We start from the raw sequence: 16,780 nt of genomic DNA, 5'->3' as shown, positions 1-16,780 counted from the left end.
AAAAGTCCGGCCTCCGGAGTGCATTCCGGGGCCGTGGGGCTATTCGTCAGAAATGCCTACACCACCAGCGTACCCACAAAAATCAGCAGGGCCCGCCCCGCCCGGGGCGGGGGAAACGAGGCAGCGTAAACCCCGGGGGCGGATGCTACCGCCACCTTAGTTGGAAAGGCCGCGGCGGCCCAGCAGGACGAGGCCGGCAAGCCCAGCAGGAGCGGGGGTAGCAGAGACTTGAGGGCACCGGGCGCGGCATGGGCGCTAAGCTTGTGCTGCTGCGCGTGGAACTCGCAGCAGGAGCTAGCTTTCTTTACCAACGCAGCCGTCGACTGGACGGGGGAAACTCCGGCAGGAGCGGGGCAGCGGTGCTGCGGAGCCAGCACGACGCTTACCGTCTGCTGCCCGCTCAGGTAACAGGCATGTCGCTGCACCGTCAGACCCACCGAGGCGGTGAGGACAAGCAAGGCCAGCCAGGCACTGAAAAGACGGTGAGCGAACGGACGTTTCACAGGGCAAAGATACGCCGCGCAAGGTCGGCGGCAGTGCAGGTTTCGGCCGGCGGGGTAGAAAATTGTGCCCATGCCGGCAGCCGGGGCCAAAATCATCAACGCGGGCCCAGAGCGGGTCGTTCCCAGTTACCTAACCTCCTTGCGACGGGCCTGCAGAACGGCACGTTGAGCAGGCCGGGAGCGGTCCTCCCGGGTTTTAGTTGCGGAGTTTTTTGCCTGTTAGCAGTTGGGTCACACGTTGGGATGCGGGCCAAATTTCGGTTCTTGTGGCAATGAAGCATGCTTGTCTTATCGTGGGCGCACTCGGGGCGCAATTGCTACTGCCGGCCTGTCAGAGCACCCGTCCCCCGGCCGTGTCCGCTAGCTTTTCGCCTATGAGTCGTGTTTCCCCTTTGATCTGGCAGTCGGACGCTTACGCGGTGTACCGCGACAGCGTAGTACAGGGCCGGCACGTAGCCCGGGCCTTGTCCCGCACCGAGCTGACATCAAACTACCAGAGCCCGGCCAATGCGTTTCAGAGCCCGCAGGTAAGCTTCAAGTTCAGCCTCAACGGCAAGGACAACGAAATGCAGCCCGGCCAGGACCATGTATTCGTGGCTTTGCCCAGTGCCGGGGCGACGCTGGAAACCCCGGTTATCGTGTTCGGGCAGCAGTACGTGGACCGCACGCCGGTACCGGCCGACACCTACCTGGCGCCCAATACACCGCTGAAGATCCGGCTCGACCTGCGGCCGGTGCTGGCGGCGTTTCAGCAGCAAGGCTTTTACCAGCTCTACAACGGGCAGAAACTCTACAAAGACGACCTCAGGCACGTGTTCGTGGCGGGCAACACCACTCCGCTGAGCTGGGACTTCGACAACCTGATCAACAAGCCCGGGCTGGAGCTGAAGGACCCCGATGGCAACGGCATCTACGAAACCACCATCACCCTTAACGCCCACACCGACGCCAAAACCATTGCCCGGCAGTGGAAGCAGAGCCTCGACGTATCGGCATTTCCGCAGTACACGTCAGACCACCCGCTGCTGGATGCCCTCTACAACCTGGCACTGGAAGAAGCCAAGCGGGCCGTGGAGCCTGATGGCACCTTCCGAACCGGGCAGGAGTGGGCCGGGGTCTGGACCCGCGACATCAGCTACAGCATCATTCTAAGCCAGGCCGTGCTGCAGCCCGAAGTCGCCAAGACCAGCCTGCTGCGCAAGGTCACGCCCGACGGCCGCATCATCCAGGACACCGGCACCGGCGGTGCCTACCCCGTTTCCACTGACCGCATGATCTGGGCCGTGGCCGCCTGGGAAATCTACCTGACCACCGGCGACGAGGAATGGCTGAAAAAGGCGTACCCGATTATCAGGAAGTCGATTGAAGACGACGAGCGCAACGCCTACGACCCCAATAGCTATCTTTCATTTGTGCAGTCTTATTTTTTGGAACCAGGCGAGGCAAACCCGTTTAGCCCGGTGGGCCGATTGACTCATCTCGTCCGGGGCGAGTCATCTTTTCTGGACTGGCGCGAGCAAACCTACCCGAAATGGATGCAGCCAGTAGACATCTACCATTCAGAAAACTTGGGCACCAACGTCGTACATTACCAAAGCAATCAGGTATTAGCCCTGATGGCGGATAAGCTGAACCATGCCAACGTAGCCAGCCTGGCCCGTGACCGAGCCGTCCGGATCGAATCCGGTATAAATGGGAAACTATGGCTGGAAGAAAAAGGCTACTACGGCCAGTACCGCTACGGCCGCGTGTTTCAACATACTTCTCCCCGTTCAGAGGCACTCGGTGAGGCGCTGACCGTGCTGTTTGGCGTGGCCAATGCCGACCGGGCCCGCACCGTGGTGGCCCGCACGCCCGTGATGGAGTACGGCATTCCGTGCGTGTATCCGCAGACGCCGGGCATTCCGCCCTACCACAACAACGCCGTGTGGCCCTTCGTGCAAAGCTACTGGGGGCTGGCCGCCGCGAAAGTTGGGAACGAAACGGCCTTTCTGGAAAGCCTGATGGCGGTGGCCCGGCCCGCTGCTCTGTTCCTCACCAACAAGGAGAACTTCGTGGCCTCCAACGGTGACTTTGCCGGCACCCAGGTAAACAGCAGCGTGATGCTGTGGAGCCTGTCGGGCACGCTGGGGCTGGTGTACAAAGGCTTGTTCGGGATGGGCTTCGACGCGGATGGGCTCCGGTTTCGCCCCTTCGTGCCCCAGGCCCTGCAGGGTACCCGCCGCCTGACTGGCTTTCGGTACCGCCAAGCCGTGCTGACCATTGAGCTGACAGGTTTTGGTCATAAAATCCGCACCATCACGCTCGATGGTCAGCCCCTGGCTGATGCTACCGTACCGGCTACCCTCACCGGCACGCATAACATCCGCATTGAGCTTGCCGATGAGGCGCCGGCGCCAGCTCCGCAAAATAAAGTAGTTCATCACGTAGCACCCATGAGCCCGGCGGTGCGCTACGAGGCCGGTCGGCTGAGCTGGACGCCGGTTGAAGGCGCCCGGGCCTATCAGGTGCTGCGCAACGGGCAGTTCGTGGCCCGCACTACCGAGCCCGGGTTTGCAGTACCCAACCCGGCGGTTTATACCGAGTACCAGGTAATTGCCGTGGACGCGTCCGGGTTCGAAAGCTTTGCCTCGGAGCCGCTGCCCGTTCAGGCTGAGCGGTTCCAACACTATGTGCAGCTTGAATCCGCGGCCCCCAAATCCACAAAACCATACAAAGGCTACTCCGGGCAGGGCTTTGTGGAAACCAGTAAAACCATAAACCGCTCCCTCCGACTGAAAGTGACGGTGCCTGCCGAGGGCCTGTACGCCCTGGATTTCCGCTACTCCAACGGCAATGGCCCCATCAACACCAGCAACAAATGCGCAATCCGGACGCTGGCCCGGGGAAAGCAGCTGCTCGGAACCGTGGTGCTGCCCCAGCGCGGCGTCGATGAATGGTCGGACTGGGGCTATACCAACCCGATTCTGGTGAGTTTGCCCAAGGGCACTCAGGTACTCACGCTTGAGCTGGAGGAGGCCAACGAGAATATGAATGGCGAAATCAACCAGGCCATGCTCGACCACCTGCGGCTGACCCGGGTGCAGTAGGTGATTCTCCGGTCGCACCAGCAGAAACCGGTTGGATATTGGACCCGAACAACAGCTGCAATTTCGCCACGAACCAGTAGGGGAATAGCAACATGAAATAGGACTGCCATTTTGACAAAACTGGACAGAGGTCTGTGCTAAGAACCTTAGCAGGGGGCGGCAAACGAAACTAAATATGCGCTGGTAAGCTGGAAAGAGCCTTTTAGGAATGTGGTAGAAAATGGTAAATCGTGGTTGCTTTCTGGGGGGCAATCTGTACTTTTGCTATTATCCCTCATTAGTGCCCACCTGGCTCATGAACCTTCTCTCCGGCGAATACGAATGCAAGCTGGACCCGAAAGGGCGCCTGGTGCTGCCGGCCAAGGTGAAGGCGAACCTGCCCGAGGCCTCCGGCAACCAGCTCGTGCTGGTGCGCGGGTTTGAGCCCTGCCTGGTACTGTACCCCCGGGAGTCCTGGCGCGTGATTCACGACAAGGTGATGGCGCTGGACGAGTTCAATGAGGAGTACCGGCAGTTTCAGCGCAACTTCTTCCGGGGCATGACGGAAGTAGAGCTCGACAACATCGGCCGCTTTATGCTGCCCCGCACCATGCTGCGCTACTCCGGCATTGAGAAGGAAGCCATTATCGTGGGCTTGGGCAACCGTTGCGAAATCTGGGAGCCGGAGAAGTACGAGGAGTTCCTGATCAAGGACCAGCAGCGCTTCTCGAAGCTGGCCCAGAAGTTTCTCACCACCGAAACGCCCGCTGGCGTCAGCGGCCCGCTTGCCGCATGAGCAGCGCCGCAGCCTACCACCGGCCCGTAATGCTGGCTCAGTGCCTGGAGGCGCTGGAACTGTGCCCCGACGGGCGCTACGTCGACGTGACCTTTGGCGGGGGCGGGCACTCGGCTCCGCTGCTCGACCAGCTCACGACCGGCCACCTCTACAGCTTCGACCAGGATGCCGACGCCGAGCAGGAGGCCCGCCGCCTTGAGCGGCCCCAGTTCACCTTTATCCGGGCCAACTTCCGCGACCTGCACCAGGAGCTGGCCCGGCACGGCGCCCTGCCCGTTGATGGCCTGCTGGCTGACCTGGGCGTGTCGTCGCACCAGTTTGATACCCCCGAGCGGGGCTTTTCTACCCGATTCGACGGGCCGCTCGACATGCGCATGGACCCCGAGGGCGAGCGGACCGCCGCCGGGGTCGTGGCCGAGTACTCCGAAGCCGAGCTGCACCGCATCTTCGGCATGTACGGCGAAGTCACCAACGCCCGCACCCTGGCCGCGGCCGTGGTGCAGGCCCGCCGCAGCCAGCCCATCAACACCATCGGGGAGCTGAAAAAGGCCATTGCCGCCTGCATGCCCCGGGGCAAGGAAAATAAGTACCTGGCCCAGGTGTTTCAGGCCCTGCGCATCGAGGTCAACGATGAAATGGCGGCGCTGCAGGAGATGCTGCTGCAGACGGCCGAGGTGCTGCGCCCCGGTGGCCGGCTCGTGGTCATGTCGTACCATTCGCTGGAAGACCGGCTGGTCAAGAACTTCATGGCGAAGGGGAAATTCTTCGGGGAAGTGGAAACGGATTTATTCGGCCATGCCCACAACCCGTTCGAGGTGCTGACCCGCAAGCCGGTGGAAGCCTCGGCCGAGGAAGTAGCTGAAAATAGCCGGGCCCGGAGCGCCAAGCTGCGGGTGGCGGTACGCACGGAATTCAAAGGAAAAAATCAACGATGAAGAACCGGGACGGGCGGCCCTGACGGCTGCCGGCCCCGTTTGCTCTTACAGAAATATGGCTCTGAACACCGTAAAACCCACCGTCGCGGCTCCGCCCCGGGCCAATGTGCCCCGGGAGGTGGTGCCGCCGGCCCCCGCCCCGGAGCCGGTGGTGGCGCCGGAACCCGAAGCGGAGCCCGCGCCGGCCCCGCGTCCGCGCCGGGCCGAGCCCGAGCGGCCCCGCAGCACCTGGAGCGTATTCACCCTGCTCGAGCGCCTCACGCGCATGGACGGCCTGTTCCGCGAAGGACTGCCGGTGCACTACCTGCCCCACCTGCTGTTCGTAATGTTTCTGACCCTGGTGTACATCGGCAATACGCACTACGCCTACCGCATGAACCGCACGATCCAGAAGCTTAAGCTGGAAACCGAGGACCTGCGCGCCGACTACACCACGCTCAAGTCCGACTACATGGAGGCCAGCAAGCAAAGCGAGGTGGCCCGCCGCGTGGCACCCTACGGGCTGGTGGAAAGCTCCTCGCCCCCGTTCCGCATCAACGTGCCCGCCGGCCACCTCGACGAAGCCGCCCTGGAGCAACTGCCGGTGCTGTCGGCCGATTCCGTGGCTGCCGCGGCCAAGGCCGATTCCGCCGCCATGGCTCCCCAGATCGACTCCGTGGCCCAGGCCGTGGTAAACCGCCCGGCCGGAGTAGAGCAGAAAGCCCGGGTGGCAACTCGCCCCGCCGTCCGGCGGAAGAAGGCGCCCGTGAAGGCCGCCAGGCCGGCCGCCAAAGCCAAGCCCGCCGCCCGGACTGCAAAATCCGCCAAGAAACCAGCCAAGTCATCAACTTCCACCCATTCAGCTCCGCGCCGCGATGAAAGGAAGCGTTAAAAAGTCTATTGTTACCCGCGTCCGCCTGGCTTTCCTGGGCGTATGTCTGTTTTCGGCCGCCATCGTCTGGAAGGTGACCCGTATTCAGTTCAAGGAAGGGGAGAAGTGGCGGGCCCTGGAGCAGGAGCGCCGCATCGTGTACCAGCCGGTGTTTGCTACCCGCGGCAACATCTACTCCGACAACGAAAGCATCATGGCCACGTCGCTGCCGTTTTACCGGGTAGCCTGGGATCCTTCCGTCGTCAACAATGCCCTGTTTGAGAGCAAGGCCGACTCTCTGGCGCTGCTGCTTTCGCGCTTTTTCGGCGACCGAAGCAAGCAGGAGTACCTGCGCAAGCTCAAGAACGCCCATAACTCCAACTCCCAGGTGCGCTACTTGCGGCTGAACTCCCGGCAAATCAACTTCCAGGAGAAAAAACAGCTGGCCCAGTGGCCCATCTTTCGGGCCGGCAAAAACAAGGGCGGCGTCATCTTCGAGAAGGTCGACAAGCGGTTCCGGCCCTTCGGCGGCTTGGCCCAGCGTACCATCGGCTTCGTGAACGAAGACAAGAACGGCGCGGGTCTGGAGTTCAGCTTTAACCGCCACCTGGCCGGCAAGGACGGCGAAGCGCTGTTTGAGCGCATGCCCGGCGGCGTGGTAAAGCCCATCTACGACGCGACGGAGGTAAAGCCCCTCGACGGCTACGACGTGAAAACCACCCTGGACATCAACCTCCAGGACGTGGCCGAAAACGCGTTGTACAAGTCGCTCGTCGATAACAATGCCCAGTATGGCTGCGTGATTCTGATGGAAGTGAAAACCGGCGAAATCAAGGCGGTAGCCAACCTGGGCAAAGTGGCCGACGGCGTGTACCGCGAGGACTACAACTATGCCATTGCCGACCAGGGCCGCACCGAGCCCGGCTCTACCTTCAAGCTGGCCTCGATGATGGCGCTGTTCGAGGAGTTCCCCGAAGTCTCGCTTAACGACACCGTGAACACCGGCCGCACCGGCTCGATGAAGATTGGCGGGGCAGTGAAAACCGACTCCCACCCCTATGGGCGCATCTCGGTAAAGCAGGTGTTCGAGAAGTCGTCGAACATCGGGGTGGCCAAGCTCATCAACGACCATTTCTACCAGAAGCCGGAGCGCTACGCCGAGTACCTCAAGAAATTCGGCCTCGACCGGCCCCTGGGCTTTCATATGTCGGGCGAGGCCCGGCCCTACGTGAAGGACCCAACCGACCGCAGCTGGAGCCGCACCTCGCTGACCACTATGAGCATCGGCTACGAGCTGAAGCTGGCGCCCCTGCAGACCCTGGCGTTCTACAATGCCGTGGCCAACAACGGCGTGAAGGTGCAGCCCATCATCGTCAAGGAAATCCGTCAGGTGGACAAGGTGGTGGAGCAGTACGATGCCAAGGTGCTGATTCCCAAAATCTGCTCCGACGAAACCCTGGCCAAAGTAAAGGCCATGATGGAAGGCGTGGTAAGTGAAGGCACCGCCCGCGGTATCCGCACCCTCGACTACTCCATTGCCGGCAAAACCGGCACGGCCTGGAAGTTCAAGAACGGGCAGTACACCAAGGTGTATTCGACCAGCTTCGTGGGCTATTTCCCGGCCAACAACCCCAAATACAGCTGCATCGTGGTCGTCGACTCGCCCAAGAACGGCCGGATCTACGGCGCCGACGTGGCCGCCCCGGTGTTCCGCGAAGTGGCCGACAAAGCCATGGCCCGCGACAACGCCAGTCAGCGCCCCCTGCTGGCCCGGGCCCCGCGTGCGAAAACCAAGATTCCCACGATGCAGGCCGGCCTGCAGGACGAGCTGACGCTGGTGTGCCAGAAGATCGGGGTCGGAACCAGCTCCCAGGCCCAGGGCGAAGATTGGGTACGAACCACGTCGGACTCCGGCGCGCGGCTGGTCGCCTGGAAGCCCAATGCCGTGCGGCGCGGGCAGGTGCCCGACGTGGCGGGCATGACGCTGCGCGACGCCCTGTTTTTGCTTGAAAACCGCGGCCTGCGCGTAAAGGCGCTGGGTACCGGCCGGGTGCGCCGTCAGTCCCTGGCGGCCGGCTCGGCGTTGCGCCGCGGGGCCACCGTGCTACTGGAGCTCCAGCCGATTGGCGCTCCGCAGGCTGCCCCGGCCCCCCAGGCCGCGCCGGCGCCCAGCAAGCTGATTGAAAACAAGCTGCTCACCCCCGCCGACCCCGACCCGGCCCACGGCAAGGCCGTGGTGGTAAAGACCAACCGTAAGCCGGCTCCCATCAAGCCCGCGGCGGTGGAAACCAAAAAGCCGGTGGCCCGCCAGCCCGTAACAACCCCGGCCAAGCCCCGCACCGAGCCCGCCAAGTCTAAAAAAGCCAAAGCCTGATTTCCGGCTTAGCCTCTGTATTTCTGTTCCGGCCCTGCCGCTTTAACGTTTCTGAACCTTGTCCGCTGATAAAGAAATAACGCCCCCGCTTTTTGCCCTGCTGGCCGACGTGACCGTGCTCAGTCAGCACGGCCCCACCGACGTACCCGTGGCCGGCCTGACGCTGGACTCCCGCCGGGCGGGTCCGGGACAGGTGTTCTTCGCCTTGCGCGGCGTCCAGGCCGACGGGCACCAGTTTATTGCCAAAGCCGAGGAGCTGGGCGCGGCCGTCGTGGTCTGCGAGGATTTGCCCGTCGAGCGCAAAGCCGGTGTGGCGTACGTGCAGGTCAAGGACAGCGCCGAAGCCATGGCCTACATGGCGGCCGCCTTTTACGGACACCCGTCGCGGGCCCTGAAGCTGGTGGGCGTAACGGGCACCAACGGCAAAACCACCTGCGTAACCTTGCTGCACAAGCTGTTCAGGGAGCTGGGCTACCATGTAGGTTTGCTCAGCACGGTGCAGAACCAGATCGATGAGACCGTTATTCCGGCAACGCATACCACGCCGGACGCCATCCGCCTCAACGCCCTGCTGGCCCAGATGGTAGCGGCCGGCTGCACCCACGCGTTTATGGAAGTCAGCTCCCACGCCGTGGTGCAGCACCGGGTAACCGGGCTGCGCTTTGCCGGCGGGCTGTTCACCAACCTCACCCACGACCACCTCGACTACCACGGCACCTTCGACGCTTACCTGAAAGCCAAGAAGGGCTTTTTTGATGCCTTGCCCAAGGGCGCATTTGCCCTCACCAACGCCGACGACAAGCGAGGCCCGGTCATGCTGCAGAACACCGCCGCCCGGCGCGAAACTTACTCCCTGCGCAGCACGGCCACCTTCCGGGCCCGCCTCGTGGAAAACGCCGTGCACGGCCTGCACCTCGAAATCGACGGGCGCGACATCCTGTTTCGCCTGATCGGGGTGTTCAACGCCTACAACCTGCTGGCTGTGTATGGCGCGGCGGTGCTGCTGGGCGAAGACGCCGCCGAGGCGCTGACCATCCTGTCGGGGCTGACCTCGGCGCCCGGCCGGTTTGACCCGGTCGTAGCCGAGAAGTCACGCATCACCGGCATCGTGGACTATGCCCACACGCCCGACGCGCTGGAAAACGTGCTGAGCACCATTGCCCAGATCCGGCAGCCCGAGCAGCAGGTAATTACCGTAGTAGGCTGCGGCGGCAACCGCGACGCGGCCAAGCGCCCTGTCATGGCCAGCCTGGCCTGCCAGGGCTCCGACCGCGTGGTGCTCACCTCCGACAACCCCCGCTTCGAGGACCCGCTGGCGATTCTCAGCCAGATGCAGGCCGGCGTGCCGGTGCGCGACCAGGCCAAGGTGCTAACCGTGCCCGACCGGCGCGAGGCCATCAAAACCGCCTGCGAGCTGGCCGGCCCCGGCGACATTGTGCTGGTCGCCGGCAAGGGCCACGAAACCTACCAGGAGATTAACGGCGTGCGCACCGAGTTCGACGACAAGCAGGTGCTCCGGGAAATGTACGAGCTGCTCGGAAAATGACCCATACCTGCCGCTGCCTACTGCAAAATCCGCAGAAACACAACGTTTGAGCACAACCCAAATTTCAAAATCTTTGCTGTTTGAAGTAAACCGCACCCCTAGCCCCGACCAATGCTTTATTACCTTTTTGATTACCTGCACAAGCATTACCACCTGCCAGGGGCGGGCGTGTTCCAGTTTATTTCGTTTCGTGCGGCCATGGCCGTCATTACCTCTCTCATCATTGCCCAGCTGTTCGGCGGCCGGCTGATCCGGGTGCTGCAGCGCAAGCAGGTGGGGGAGAGCGTGCGCGACCTGGGTTTGCAGGGGCAGCTGGAGAAGAAGGGCACCCCGACCATGGGCGGCCTCATCATTCTGATGGCCATCCTCGTGCCGGTGCTTTTGTTTGCCAAGCTCGACAACACCTACATCGTGCTGATGCTGCTTTCCACCGTGTGGCTGGGGCTGATCGGCTTTCTGGACGACTACATCAAGGTGTTTCAGAAAAACAAGGAGGGCCTGAGCGGACGCTTCAAGGTGCTGGGGCAGGTAGGCCTGGGCATTACCGTGGGCTGGGTGCTGTTCATCTCCAACGACGTGACCGTGCGCCAGTACCTGCTGCCCGACGGCTCCTACTCGGCCGTGGACGCCAGCACCATCTACCAGGATGTGAAGCTGATGATTACGACGGTGCCGTTCATGAAAAACAACGAGATTAACTATGGCGACCTGTTCGACATGGCCGGCTCGGTGTTCAACGAGTACTACGCCTTCTTCTACATTCCCATCGTCATCGTCATCATCACGGCGGTGAGCAACGGGGCCAACCTTACCGACGGCCTCGACGGGCTGGCGGCCGGCACCTCGGCCATCATCGGCGTCACGCTGGCTATTCTCGCCTTTGTGAGTGGCAACGCCCTGCTGGCCGACTACCTCGACATCATGTTCATCCCGAACTCGGGCGAGCTGGTAATCTTCTGTACCGCCTTTGTGGGAGCCTGCATCGGCTTTCTGTGGTACAACTCTTACCCGGCCCAGGTGTTCATGGGCGACACCGGCTCCCTGGCGCTGGGCGGCATCATCGCCGTGCTGGCCCTCATCATCCGCAAGGAGCTGCTGATTCCGGTGCTCTGCGGGGTGTTCCTGATTGAAAACCTCTCGGTGATGGTGCAGGTGAGCTACTTTAAGTACACCAAGCGCAAATACGGCGAAGGCCGCCGCCTGCTGCGGATGTCGCCCCTGCACCACCACTACCAGAAGCTCGGCTACCACGAGTCCAAGATCGTGTCGCGCTTCTGGATTGTGGGCATCATGCTGGCCATCTTCACCCTCGTTACCCTTAAGCTCCGCTAAGCCATGACGACGCAGGCAGGTTCCGGAAAAAAGTTGGTTGTGCTCGGCTCCGGCGAAAGTGGGGTAGGGGCGGCGCTGCTGGCCCAGGCCAAGGGTTACGACGTGTTCGTGTCGGACGGCGGCCCGCTCAAGCCCCAGTACCGCGAAAAGCTGATGGCGGCGGGTATCCGGTTTGAGGAAGGCACCCACACGCTGGAGGAGATTCTGAGCGCCTCAGAAATCGTGAAAAGCCCCGGGATTCCGGAAAAGGCCGCCGTGATGAAGGCCGTGCGGGAAAAAGGCATCCGGGTGATTTCGGAAATCGACCTGGCCAGCCGCTACACCAAGGCCCGTATCATCGCCATTACCGGCACCAACGGCAAAACCACGACCACCCTGCTCACCCACCACCTGCTCCAGGCAGCCGGCTACAGGGTCGGGCTGGGCGGCAACGTGGGCTACAGCTTCGCCGAGCTGGTGATTGACGACCAGTACGACTGGTACGTGCTGGAGCTGAGCTCTTTTCAGCTCGACGACTCCTACGACTTCCGGCCCACGGTGGCGATGCTGCTCAACATCACCCCCGACCACCTCGACCGCTACGACTACTCCCTGGAGAGATACGCCCAGGCCAAGCTGCGCATCACCCGCAACCTCGACAGCAGCAGCTACTTTATCTACAACGCCGACGACAAGGTGATTCAGCGCGAGTACCAATCGGTGTTCGTCGATACCAATGACCTGCCCTTCAGCCTGCACCAGCGCCCCGACGCCCGCACGGCCGCGTCCTACCGCTCCGAGACCGAGCTGCGCGTGCACATTCCGCAGGTGCAGGATGACGGCGAGGAAACCATCAGCATTGCCGGCTCCCCGCTCATCGGGCTGCACAACCGCCAGAACATAGCCGCCGCCGTGCTGGCCGCCCGCGTGGCGGGCCTGACCGTGGAGCAGATTGAAGCCGGCCTGCCCACCTTTCAGAATGCCGAGCACCGCCTCCAGCCCGTCGGCGAAATCGGCGGCGCCCGCTTTATCAACGACTCCAAGGCGACCAACGTGGAAGCCGCCTGGTACGCCCTCGACGGCGTGAAGGCTCCCATCGTCTGGATTGCCGGCGGCACCGACAAGGGCAACGACTACACCACGCTGCTGCCCCTGGCCCGGGAGAAAGTAAAGGCGCTGATCTGCCTCGGTGTCGACAACGCCAAGCTGCAGGCCAGCTTCGGCGAAATCGTGCCGCACGTCGAGGAAACCCGGGACGTGCGCGAGGCGGTGCGCCGCGCCGCGGAGCTGGCCCGGTCCGGCGACGTGGTGCTGCTGTCCCCGGCCTGCGCTTCGTTCGACCTGTTCAAGAACTACGAAGACCGCGGCCGGCAATTCGCTGAGGCGGTAAAGGAACTGAGACCTGAGAGCCAGGAACCAAGCGCGTAGATCGTTCCGGCACCTGTTTCACACGCACTTTCCTTAGTTCCAAGCTCTCATCTCTAAGCTCTAAACCAAGCATGGACCCAATCAAAACCTGGCTGCAGCGAAACCTGAAGGGGGATGCCATTCTGTGGGGCATCGTGATTCTGTTCTCCGGCATTTCCATTGCCGTGGTGTACTCCGCCACCGGTACGCTGGCCTATAAGAAGATGGGCGGCAACACCGAGTACTTCCTGATCAAGCACACCGGCCTGATCTTCGTGGGTCTGGCGTTTATGTGGCTGGCGCACCGCATCGACTACCGCTACTATTCCCGGCTCTCGCTCTACGCCCTGCTGATTTCGGTGCCGCTGCTGCTGTTCACCTTCTTTATGGGCGGCGCCATCAACGAGGCTTCCCGCTGGCTGACCATCCCGGTTATCAACCAGACCTTCCAGCCCTCCGACCTGGCCAAGCTGGCGTTGATTTCTCACCTGGCCAGCATGCTCAGCCGCCGGCAGCAGCACGTGCAGGACTTTAAAACCACGCTGCTACCTGTAATGCTCTGGATCGGCGTTATCTGCGGGCTCATCATCCTGACCAACGCCTCCACCGCCCTGCTGCTGTTTGCCACCTGCCTGCTGCTGATGTTTATCGGCCGGGTGCCCATCAAGCAGATGGCCGTGATGGTAGCCATCGGGGCCGTGGTGGGCGGCATTGGCCTGGCCTCGGGCCAGCGCGGCAAAACCTTTATTTCCCGTATCGAGAATTTCACCGACAAGAGCAAGCCGGTGCCCTTCCAGCTCGAGCACAGCTACATTGCCATTGCCACCGGCGGCGTTACCGGCAAGGGGCCGGGGCAGAGCACCGAGCGCAACATTCTGCCCCACCCGTACTCCGACTTCATCTTCGCCATCATCCTGGAAGAGTACGGCATGCTCGGCGGCTGCTTTGTTTTGTTTCTCTACCTGGCCTTTCTCTACCGGGGCCTGAAAACCGTGATGAACAGCTACGGGGCTTTTGGCGGGTTGCTATCGGCCGGTCTGAGCTTTAGTCTGGTCTTGCAGGCCATGGTCAACATGGGCGTAGCCGTGGGGCTGGGCCCGATTACCGGTCTGCCGCTGCCTCTGCTCAGTATGGGCGGCACCTCGCTGATCTTTACCGGCATCAGCATCGGTATTATCCTGAGCGTAAGCCGGGGCGAGCATGAAATCCGCCCCATGACCGGAGAGCCCGAAGACACCATCCGCATTCCCCGCAAATCGGCCTACGCCTAGCGGTACCAGTGGAAAAAAGGAAAGCACAACAATTTGCTTTTCCAGTTTTCATTTCGGCCGCGTTATCTATTCAGCATCTTCTCAGTGTCCAAGCACCTCAACCGTAGCGCCGTTCCGCACCCGTACCGCGTCATCATCAGTGGCGGGGGCACGGGCGGGCACATTTTTCCGGCGGTGGCTATTGCCAACGAGCTGCGCCGCCGCCAGCCCGACGCCGAAATCCTGTTTGTGGGCGCCAACGGTCGGATGGAAATGACCCGCGTGCCCGAGGCCGGCTACCAGATTGTGGGCCTCGACATCAGCGGGCTGCAGCGCCGGCTCACGCCCCAGAACCTCATGTTTCCGGTCAAGGTGTTCCGCTCGGTGCGGGCCGCGGGCAAGCTGATTGAGCAGTTCCGGCCCGACGCCGTAGTGGGCGTGGGCGGCTACGCTTCGGCCCCGGTGCTGCTGGCCGCCACATCCCGGGCCATTCCGTCCCTGATTCAGGAGCAGAACTCCTATGCCGGCCTGGTCAACAAGCTGCTCAGCCGCCGCGTGGACCGCATCTGCGTGGCTTACGAGGGTATGGAGAAGTTTTTTCCCGCCGACCGCCTCGTGCTGACCGGCAACCCCGTGCGCACCGAAATTGCCAGCGGCAGCCGCGCGGAAGCCCTGGAGTACTTTGGCCTCTCCGCCGAAAAGAAGACCTTGCTCGTGATTGGCGGCAGCCTGGGCGCCCGCACGCTTAACCAGGCCACTGCTGCCGCCCTAGGCCGCCTGCGCGACGCCGGGGTGCAGCTGATCTGGCAAACCGGCAAGCTTTACTACCCCCAGGCCGTAGAGCAGATCAAGCCTTTCGCGGCGGATGGCCTGCAGGCCCGGGAGTTTGTGCAGCGCATGGACCTGGCTTATGCCGTCGCCGACGTGGTGGTAAGCCGGGCCGGGGCGCTGTCGGTGTCGGAGCTGTGCCTGACCGGCAAGCCCAGCATCCTGGTGCCCTCCCCCAACGTGGCCGAAGACCACCAGACCAAGAACGCCCAGGCGTTGGTGCAGCGCCAGGCCGCCCTGCTCGTCTCGGACGCCGAGGCGCCAACCCAGCTTTACGCCGCCGCTCTTGCCTTGCTCAGTGATTTGCCCCGACAGCAGCAGCTGGCCGCCAACGTGCGCGCCCTGGCCCACCCCGACGCCACCGCCACCATTGTTGATGAGCTTATTCACCTGATGGACCACAGCTGACCACATAGGAATTGACGGCATCGGCCGATCAATTTTTAATTCTTAATTACTAATTCTTAATTAACAGTGAGTCCCGTAGCTGCATTTCCTTACGTTTACTTCCTCGGCATCGGCGGCATCGGCATGTCGGCGCTGGCGCGCTGGTTTCAGGCCAACGGCCACCAGGTAAGCGGCTACGACAAGACGGCTACGCCCCTGACCGAAGCCCTGACGGCCGAGGGCATCGTGATTCACTACGCCGACGCGGTTGAGCAGATTCCGGCTGTGGTGCGCGAAAACCTGGCGCAGACCCTGGTGGTACTCACGCCGGCCATTCCGAAAGACCACCGGGAATGGGCCTGGCTGCGGGAGCAGGGCTACGACATCCGCAAGCGCAGCCAGGTGCTGGGCTTGCTCACGGCCGGGCACCGCACCATTGCCGTGGCCGGCACCCACGGCAAAACCACGACCTCGTCGATGGTCGCCCACTTGCTGCACCACGCCGGCGTGCCTTGCTCAGCATTTCTGGGCGGCATTGCCGTAAACCTGGGCTCCAACCTGCTGCTGAGCACCGAGCCCGATGCGCCCATCGTGGTGGAAGCCGATGAGTACGACCGCAGCTTCCTGACTTTGCACCCGGATATTGCCATCGTCACGAGCACCGACGCCGACCACCTCGACATCTATGGCGACAAGGAAAGCCTCGTGGAGTCGTTCCGGCAGTTTGTAAGCCAGATCCGGCCCGGTGGCACGCTGATTCTCAACCACACCGCTGACCAGAGCGTGGCCGCGGCGGTGCGGCCCGGCGTGCGGGTGGTTCACTACGGGCTGTCTGCCGCGCAGGGCCCCGAACTCTACGCCGATGGCATCACGGCCCGGGGCCACCAGTTCCGGTTTGATCTGCACAGTCCCCAGGGAACGGTTGCAGGTCTGGAGCTGGCCGTGCCGGGCTTTCACAACGTCGAGAACATGTTGGCCGCCGCCTGCGTGGCTCAGCTGGAGCAGGTAGGGGAGGAGGCGCTGCGCGGCGCCGTGGCGGCTTACCGGGGCGTGAAGCGCCGGTTTGAGTTCGTCCTCACGACCCCGGACAAGGTGTACGTCGACGACTACGCCCACCATCCGCGCGAGATTGAGGCCTTTCTACGCTCCTTGCGCGCCCTGTACCTGGGCAAGCGCCTGCGGGTCGTGTTTCAGCCCCACCTGTTCACCCGCACCCGCGACTTTGCACCCGGTTTTGCCGAGAGCCTGAGCCTGGCCGACGAGGTGATTCTGCTGGCTATCTACCCGGCCCGGGAGCTGCCTTTGGAAGGGGTAACGTCGGAATTGATTTTGTCCCAAATAACGGCCCCAAAAAAATCGTTGCAGACCCGGCAGCAGGTGTTGGAGGGTGCTGAAAATGAGCAGGATTTCGATGTTCTGGCAACCGTGGGGGCCGGTGACATCGACCAGCTGGTACCACTTTTAAAGAATATTTTAAATATTCGCTGGAATGGAGTTGAAGCGTAAGGTAAATAACTTAATTTTC

12 protein-coding genes are annotated in these 16,780 nt (G+C 62.5%); 11 read left to right on the top strand and 1 reads right to left on the bottom strand.

Annotated elements, in window-relative coordinates:
- Window positions 1-56: 56 nt before the first annotated feature.
- Window positions 57-503: a hypothetical protein gene (locus tag LJY25_RS19625; RefSeq protein ID WP_227610188.1), complete on the bottom strand. Its 447-nt coding sequence runs from the start codon at window positions 501-503 to the stop codon at window positions 57-59.
- A gap of 374 nt (window positions 504-877) precedes the next feature.
- Between LJY25_RS19625 and LJY25_RS19620 the strand changes: the two genes are divergently transcribed.
- From LJY25_RS19620 to murC, 11 genes are all read left to right on the top strand, one after another.
- Window positions 878-3,592, top strand: a complete 2,715-nt coding sequence (locus tag LJY25_RS19620) for an MGH1-like glycoside hydrolase domain-containing protein (protein WP_227610187.1) — start codon at window positions 878-880, stop codon at window positions 3,590-3,592.
- Window positions 3,593-3,887: 295 nt separating this feature from the next.
- Window positions 3,888-4,367: a division/cell wall cluster transcriptional repressor MraZ gene (mraZ, locus tag LJY25_RS19615; RefSeq protein WP_227610186.1), complete on the top strand. Its 480-nt coding sequence runs from the start codon at window positions 3,888-3,890 to the stop codon at window positions 4,365-4,367.
- Window positions 4,364-5,302 carry a 16S rRNA (cytosine(1402)-N(4))-methyltransferase RsmH gene (rsmH, locus tag LJY25_RS19610; RefSeq protein ID WP_227610185.1) on the top strand — a complete coding sequence of 313 codons (939 nt, stop codon included), beginning with the start codon at window positions 4,364-4,366 and terminating at the stop codon, window positions 5,300-5,302. The genes mraZ and rsmH overlap by 4 nt, the downstream gene beginning before the upstream one ends.
- Window positions 5,303-5,357: 55 nt before the next feature.
- Complete coding sequence (locus LJY25_RS19605; protein ID WP_227610184.1) at window positions 5,358-6,173, top strand: FtsL-like putative cell division protein; 816 nt, start codon at window positions 5,358-5,360, stop codon at window positions 6,171-6,173.
- Window positions 6,157-8,526, top strand: a complete 2,370-nt coding sequence (locus LJY25_RS19600; protein WP_227610183.1) for a penicillin-binding protein — start codon at window positions 6,157-6,159, stop codon at window positions 8,524-8,526. Before LJY25_RS19605 ends, LJY25_RS19600 begins: the two co-directional genes overlap by 17 nt.
- Window positions 8,527-8,584: 58 nt before the next feature.
- Window positions 8,585-10,072, top strand: coding sequence for a UDP-N-acetylmuramoyl-L-alanyl-D-glutamate--2,6-diaminopimelate ligase (locus LJY25_RS19595; protein ID WP_394799982.1), 1,488 nt, complete (start codon window positions 8,585-8,587; stop codon window positions 10,070-10,072).
- Window positions 10,073-10,183: 111 nt separating this feature from the next.
- Window positions 10,184-11,404: a phospho-N-acetylmuramoyl-pentapeptide-transferase gene (gene mraY / locus LJY25_RS19590; protein WP_227610182.1), complete on the top strand. Its 1,221-nt coding sequence runs from the start codon at window positions 10,184-10,186 to the stop codon at window positions 11,402-11,404.
- Between the two features lie 3 nt (window positions 11,405-11,407).
- Complete coding sequence (gene murD, locus LJY25_RS19585; protein ID WP_227610181.1) at window positions 11,408-12,811, top strand: UDP-N-acetylmuramoyl-L-alanine--D-glutamate ligase; 1,404 nt, start codon at window positions 11,408-11,410, stop codon at window positions 12,809-12,811.
- Window positions 12,812-12,882: 71 nt separating this feature from the next.
- A complete protein-coding gene (locus LJY25_RS19580; RefSeq protein ID WP_227610180.1) occupies window positions 12,883-14,061 on the top strand; it encodes an FtsW/RodA/SpoVE family cell cycle protein in 1,179 nt (392 codons plus the stop codon).
- Between the two features lie 84 nt (window positions 14,062-14,145).
- Complete coding sequence (gene murG, locus LJY25_RS19575) at window positions 14,146-15,276, top strand: undecaprenyldiphospho-muramoylpentapeptide beta-N-acetylglucosaminyltransferase (RefSeq protein ID WP_227610179.1); 1,131 nt, start codon at window positions 14,146-14,148, stop codon at window positions 15,274-15,276.
- Window positions 15,277-15,342: 66 nt separating this feature from the next.
- Window positions 15,343-16,761, top strand: a complete 1,419-nt coding sequence (gene murC, locus LJY25_RS19570; protein WP_227610178.1) for a UDP-N-acetylmuramate--L-alanine ligase — start codon at window positions 15,343-15,345, stop codon at window positions 16,759-16,761.
- Window positions 16,762-16,780: the final 19 nt, after the last annotated feature.

The organism is Hymenobacter translucens (assembly GCF_020685205.1).
GTDB lineage: Bacteria > Bacteroidota > Bacteroidia > Cytophagales > Hymenobacteraceae > Hymenobacter > Hymenobacter translucens.
Note: the sequence above shows the minus strand (reverse complement) of the source record. Positions and strands in the feature narration are given on the sequence as shown.